At 66.9% G+C, this 6,500-nt stretch carries 4 protein-coding genes; 1 reads left to right on the top strand and 3 read right to left on the bottom strand.

Features of this window, described 5'->3' with window-relative positions; translation table 11 throughout:
- Nucleotides 1-394: 394 nt before the first annotated feature.
- The 3 genes from AC07Y4_RS32410 to AC07Y4_RS32420 form a co-directional block, all read right to left on the bottom strand.
- Entirely contained in the window at nt 395-2,248 is a 1,854-nt protein-coding gene (locus AC07Y4_RS32410; protein WP_139703565.1) for a phosphoenolpyruvate carboxykinase (GTP), read from the bottom strand.
- A 151-nt stretch (nt 2,249-2,399) separates the two neighbouring features.
- Entirely contained in the window at nt 2,400-2,552 is a 153-nt protein-coding gene (locus tag AC07Y4_RS32415) for a hypothetical protein (RefSeq protein ID WP_169805104.1), read from the bottom strand.
- Between the two features lie 121 nt (nt 2,553-2,673).
- Nucleotides 2,674-3,873, bottom strand: a complete 1,200-nt coding sequence (locus tag AC07Y4_RS32420) for a threonine ammonia-lyase (RefSeq protein WP_169805105.1) — start codon at nt 3,871-3,873, stop codon at nt 2,674-2,676.
- Nucleotides 3,874-3,989: 116 nt separating this feature from the next.
- Here AC07Y4_RS32420 and AC07Y4_RS32425 point away from each other — a divergent pair, with 116 nt between their 5' ends.
- Nucleotides 3,990-6,314: an ATP-binding protein gene (locus AC07Y4_RS32425; protein ID WP_369645832.1), complete on the top strand. Its 2,325-nt coding sequence runs from the start codon at nt 3,990-3,992 to the stop codon at nt 6,312-6,314.
- Nucleotides 6,315-6,500 lie beyond the last annotated feature (186 nt).

Genomic DNA, 6,500 nt, shown 5'->3' on the forward strand with positions numbered 1-6,500 from the left:
AGCTCTGCAAGCAGCTCTCCCGTCAGAGCCTCCAGCGACTCACCGGCAAAGAATCGAGCTCGAATCAGCTCGAAATACGGCGTCCCGGCTAGCCACGATCCCCACTCCGCGTGCGACACCGCGTGCAGCTCCAGCAACTTGAACTTCATCAGCACCTTCATCGCGTGACGCGCATGCTTCTCAGGGTCTCGCTCCAAGCCAGACAGCCGCTTGCGCGCCGTATGCAAGGCGCGCTCGACATCCGCGAAGACGCTTCAACTACAGAGGCGCCAACTGACTAGTGCCTAAAACAAAAAAAGCCCGATGAGATGAGCTCATCGGGCTTCCTATTGGGCTTTCAAAGCCCGCACTTCGCAGGCCTCATGAGCCCACGAGCAGCGCTTACCTTACTTAATTAAGCCGCCAACCGCTGCTCAATCGCAGCCTTCGTCTCCGGCAGTTCCTTCGGCAGATGGTGCGCCAATTGCTGGAACAGCTCCGTGTGCAGCTTCAGCTCGGCCTGCCAAGCCGCCTTGTCGATGCTCGTGACCGTCGCGAACTGCTCGGCGCTGAAATCCAGCCCAGTCCAGTTCAGGTCTTCATAGCGCGGGCTTACCCCGGTGATGTGCTCGACGCCTTCCGTCGCCTTGCCTTCCACGCGGTCGATCATCCACTTCAGCACGCGCATGTTCTCGCCGTAGCCTGGCCAGACGAACTTGCCGTCCGCGCCCTTGCGGAACCAGTTGGTCGTGTAGATCTTCGGCAGCTGGGCGCCCGAGGCTTGCAGCTTCTTGCCCAGGTCGAGCCAGTGCTGGAAGTAGTCGCTCATGTTGTAGCCCATGAACGGCAGCATGGCGAACGGGTCGCGGCGCACCACGCCTTGTTGGCCGGCGGCCGCAGCGGTGGTTTCCGAGCCCATCGTGGCGGCCATGTAGACGCCTTCGACCCAGTTGCGGGCTTCGGTGACCAGCGGCACGGTCGTCGAACGGCGGCCGCCGAAGATGAAGGCGTCGATCTTCACGCCCTTCGGATCGTCCCAGGCTTCGTCGAGCGCGGGGTTGTTGGTGGCGGCGACGGTGAAGCGCGCGTTCGGGTGGGCGGCCTTGGCGCCGGTTTCCTTGGCGATCTGCGGCGTCCACTCCTTGCCTTGCCAGTCGATGCAATGCGCGGGCGCGTCGCCCATGCCTTCCCACCAGACGTCGCCGTCGTCGGTCAGCGCCACGTTCGTGAAGATCACGTCACGGTGCAGGCTGGCCATGCAGTTCGGGTTGGTCAGGTCGTTGGTGCCCGGGGCCACGCCGAAGTAGCCGGCTTCCGGGTTGATGGCGCGCAGCGTGCCGTCGGCTTGCGGCTTGATCCAGGCGATGTCGTCACCGATGGTCGTGACCTTCCAGCCGTCGAAGCCCGCCGGCGGGATCAGCATCGCGAAGTTGGTCTTGCCGCAGGCGCTCGGGAAGGCGGCGGCCACGTGGTGCTTCTTGCCTTCAGGGCTGGTCACGCCGAGGATCAGCATGTGCTCGGCCAGCCAGCCTTCGTCGCGGCCCATGTTCGAGGCGATGCGCAGCGCGAAGCACTTCTTGCCCAGCAGCGCGTTGCCGCCGTAGCCCGAGCCGTAGCTCCAGATCTCGCGCGTCTCGGGGTAGTGAACGATGTACTTGGTGGTGTTGCAGGGCCAGGTCACGTCCTTCTGGCCGGCCTCGAGCGGTGCGCCCACGGTGTGGACGCAGGGCACGAACTCGCCATCGGTGCCCAGCACTTCGTACACGGCCTTGCCCATGCGGGTCATGATGCGCATGTTGACGGCCACGTAGGGGCTGTCGGACAGCTCGATGCCGATGTGTGCAATGGGCGAGCCCAGCGGGCCCATGCTGAAGGGCACCACGTACATGGTGCGGCCCTTCATGCAGCCGTCGAACAAGGGCTGCAGCGTCGCGCGCATCTCGGCCGGGGCCATCCAGTTGTTGGTGGGGCCGGCGTTTTCCTTCTGCGCGGAGCAGATGAAGGTGCGGTCTTCGACGCGTGCCACGTCGCTCGGATCGGACATCGCGAGGAACGAGCCCGGGCGCTTGGCGGGGTTCAGCTTCTTGAAGGTACCGGCGTCGACCAGTTGCTGGCAGAGGCGGTCGTATTCTTCCTTGCTGCCGTCGCACCAGTGGATGGCGTCGGGTTTGCACAGCGCGGCCATCTCGGCCACCCAGGCGATCAGCTTGGCGTTCTTGACGTATGAGGGCGCCTGAATGGGAAGGCCCTTCATCGTGGGTGCGTTCATCGGAAATCTCCTAAGTTGAAAAATCGTCTTTCCGAACGGGGCGCCGCGCCTGACCAGGCACGGAGGTCCGTTTGAGAAAACGTTTCGCTTCGGGAGATTGCGTCAACGCGGGCCGCACAGCCCGCGGACAAAAGCGCGAAAGCCTGTCAGTTCAGGCGAGAAAAACGGCGATCGACGCCAGCAGCAGCATCAGCACGCCGCCAGCCAGCGGGAGCACGAGCGGCATCAGGTGAACGACCGATTCGACGGCGTCATGTTCGGCGGCGGCAGCGTGGCCGTGCTCGGCGGGGGTGGGATGGGACATCGGGAAATACCTCGAATACGCAAATGACAACGCATCAAATGCAGTCAACCGCAAATGACAAAACTCCCGCCATTTTACCGGCGAGGCGCCGTCGGCGGGTCTAGGGGGTTGCGAGGAGCCCTCAGTGCTGCTCCACCGCTTCGAAACCGGCGTCTTTCAGGGCACTCAACACGCTCGCCAGGTGGGCCCGGCCGCGCGTCTGCAGCACCAGCTCGACGTCGACATTCTGCGCCGCCAGCATGGTGAAGGCGCGCTGGTGGTGCACCTCGTCGACGTTAGCGCCCGCTTCGGCTACAGTGGCCGTGATCTGGGCCAGCGAGCCCGGCACGTCGCGCGCGCTGACGCGCACCCGGGCGAGCCGCCCGGCGCGCACCATGCCACGCTCGATGATGGCCGCGAGCAGCAGCGGATCGATGTTGCCGCCCGACAGCACCAGGCCCACGCGCTTGCCGCGAAAGCGTTCCGGGTGCCGGATCAGCGCCGCCAGGCCGGCCGCGCCCGCGCCTTCGACCAGGGTCTTTTCGATCTCGAGCAGCATCAGCACGCCCTGCTCGATGTCGCCTTCGTCCACCAGCAGCAGGTCGTCGACCTTGGCGGCGATGATCTCCCGCGTCAGCACGCCCGGCGTGCCGACCGCGATGCCCTCGGCGATCGTGCTCGTGCCCTGCGCGTGGTGCGTGCCCTTGACGGCATTCACCATTGCCGGAAAACGCTGCGTCTGCACGCCGACGATCTCGATGCCGGGCTTGATCTCGCGCGCCGCCACGGCCATGCCGGCGATGAGCCCGCCGCCGCCGACCGCCACCACCAGCGTGTCGAGATCGGGCACTGCGTCGAGCATCTCGAGCGCGATCGTGCCCTGGCCGGCAATGATGGCTTCGTCGTCATAGGGGTGCACGAAGGTCAGGCCTTCGCGCTCGGCCAGTGCCAGCGCATGGGCGCGCGCCGCGTCGAGCGTGTCGCCGTGCAGCACCACCTCGGCGCCGAAGCCGCGCGTGCGCTCGATCTTCACGCCGGGCGTGAAGCGCGGCATCACGATGAGTGCGCGCAGGCCCAGCCGCTGCGCGTGATAAGCCACACCCTGCGCATGGTTGCCGGCCGACATGGCGATCACGCCGCGCGTGCCGCCTTCGGAAAGATCGACCAGCTTGTTGCACGCCCCGCGTTCCTTGAACGACGACGTGAACTGCAGGTTCTCGAACTTGAGAAACACCTGCGCACCCACGATTTCAGAGAGCGTGCGCGACTCCACGCAGGGCGTGTTGAGCACCTGGCCCTGCAGGCGCGCCGCGGCGCGACGGATAGCTTCGATTCCGACCATGGCGCGCATTGTGGCTGGAATCCAGCGGATCAGGGTTTTTACTCTTTCGGCGTCTTCCCGAAGCCAAAAGTCTGCGTTATGGTCGCTCCAAGTATTTCCTCGCAGGAGGTTGCCTGATGGTCAAGCGTGCGGGTGTCGATGTGGTGGCTGCTGCGGTGCGCGGGCAGGCCTTGCCTTCGCCCGGCCTCAAGGAAGCACCGGTGCTCGAGCTCATGTGCTCGCACTTCGTGCTCACGCTCGCCGCCAAGCAGGGGCCGCGCTTCAACGTGCGGCGCGATATCAACGGATTGCTCTCGCTCACCGGGCGCCACCTCGTGTGGCCCGCCGCGGTGCTGCAGCGATTGCGCGAGTTCCTGGGCCGCCGCTGTGCGGGCAACGAAGCGTGGAAGGGCGTCGAAGATTTCGACGGCCGCACGCTGCTCGAACGCCACGGCGTGTGGCGCGGCCCGTATGAAGAAGGCACGCTGTTCTTCTACCTCGACGAGTACGCGAAAGACCAGCCCAAGGACCTGCTCTCGGTGCTGGCCGTCACGCGCGACTGGCTCACGCACGCGCTGCGCAAGCAGTCCACGCTGGTCGAGAAGAACATCGATGCGCTCGCCGGCCTCTTGCAGCTCAACAAGGCCGAGCGCGCGCTGCTTCTGTACGGCACGCTCGCGCGCTATCAGCGCGACCTGCGCTCGCTGCTGGTCGAGTTCAAGGTCAACAACGCGCCCGAGGCCTATGCCGCCATCGCCGACATCGCGGGCGTCAACGCGAGCGAGGTGGGCGAGGCGCTGCGCGCGGGCTCGCGGCTGGAGCGCATCGGCCTGGTCGAGAACCTCATTTCCGAGCACAACATCACCGACCTCGCCGACCTCATGAAGGTCAGCGAGAAGCTGCCGCCCGTGCTCATGCGCGAGTACCGCGACCACAACGAGCTGATGGCCGTGTTCACGCGACCCTCGGCCAAGAGCGCGCTCACGCCGCACGATTTTTCCTTCGTGCAGGAAGACGCGCAGATGCTCGTCACGCTGCTGCGCGCGGCGGTTGCGCGCAAGGAGCCCGGCGTCAACGTGCTGCTCTACGGCCCGCCCGGCACCGGCAAGACCGAGCTGGCCAAGGTGGTCGCGCAGGCCGCGGGCCTGGAGCTCTTCGAGGTCGAGTACGCCGACCGCGACGGCAATTCGCTCAGCGGTCGCGACCGCTACCGCTCGCTGCAGATCGCGCAGGTGTTCCTCAAGGGCAGCGCGCAGGCGGCATTGCTGTTCGACGAGGTCGAGGACGTGTTCCCGCCCATCAGCACCGAGGCCGCGCAGTTCATGGCGCGCGCCGAGCAGATTCCCGCGCCCGCCAGCGGCAGCGTGAGCGGCAAGGCCTGGGTCAACCAGATCCTCGAGGCCAACCCCGTGCCCACGCTGTGGGTCACCAACCGCATCGAGCAGATCGACCCGGCCTTCCGCCGCCGCTTCGCCTACCACCTGGAGCTCAAGTCGCCGCCGCCCGGCGCGCGCGAGCAGCTCGTCAAGAAGACGCTCGAGGGCGTCGTCGTGTCCGAGGCCTTCACCGCCAAGCTGGCCGAGCGCAAGGGCCTCACGCCCGCGCAGATCCGCACCGCCGTGCGCTTCGCCGGCCTGGCCAAGACCGACGAGGCTTCGGTCGAGGCCCTCATCGAGCGCCAGCTGCGCAACGCCGATCTCGCACTCGGCACGCTCGACAAGAGCCCGGCCGAGCGCCGCAGCGTCACCACCTACGACCTGGACATGCTCCACGTCGAAACCCGCTTTGAGATCCCGCGCATCGTCGAGGCGCTGAAGGCGCGCGGCCACGGCACGCTGTGCTTCTACGGCGCGCCCGGCACCGGCAAGACCGCGCTGGCCGAGCACATCGCCAAGGCCGTGGGGCGCCCGCTCATCGTCAAGCAGGCCAGCGACCTCATGAGCAAGTACGTCGGCGAGACCGAGCAGAACATGGCCGCCATGTTCAAGGAGGCCGAGTCCGAGAAGGCCGTGCTGCTGCTCGACGAGGCCGACTCGTTCCTGCAGGACCGGCGCGGCGCGCAGCGCACCTACGAGGTCACTGAGGTCAACGAGATGCTGCAGGGCATGGAGCGCTTTCGCGGCGTGTTCGTGTGCACCACCAACCTGCTCGACCGGCTCGACCAGGCGGCGTTGCGGCGCTTCACCTTCAAGATCAAGTTCATGCCGCTCACCGCGGCGCAGCGCGAACGCATGTTCGTCACCGAGGCGCTCGCGGGCGACGCGGCCCTGCTCTCCGGCGAGGTGCGCGCGCGCCTGGCGCTGCTGTCGCAGCTGTGCCCGGGCGACTTCGCGGCCGTGAAGCGGCAGACCGACATCCTCGCGGCCGAGTTCTCGGCGGCGGAGTTTCTCGAACAGCTCGAAGCCGAGCATCGCATCAAGCCCGAGGTGCGCGAATCGCGCGGCATGGGCTTCATCCAGTAGCGGGCGAGCGTCCCGCCCCCGCCCCGAAAAAAACCGATCAGCACTGTCCGCCACCGCGGACGCCAGGAGGACCCGATGGCCTTTCGCAATGCACACGCGTCGCGGCGCTCGCGGGCCCTGGCCGCCGCCACCGGCGCGGTGGCGCTCGCCCTGGCCGGCCTGCTGGCGGGGTGCGGTGGAGGCGGC

The organism is Variovorax sp. GW460-12-1-14-LB1, assembly GCF_059423605.1.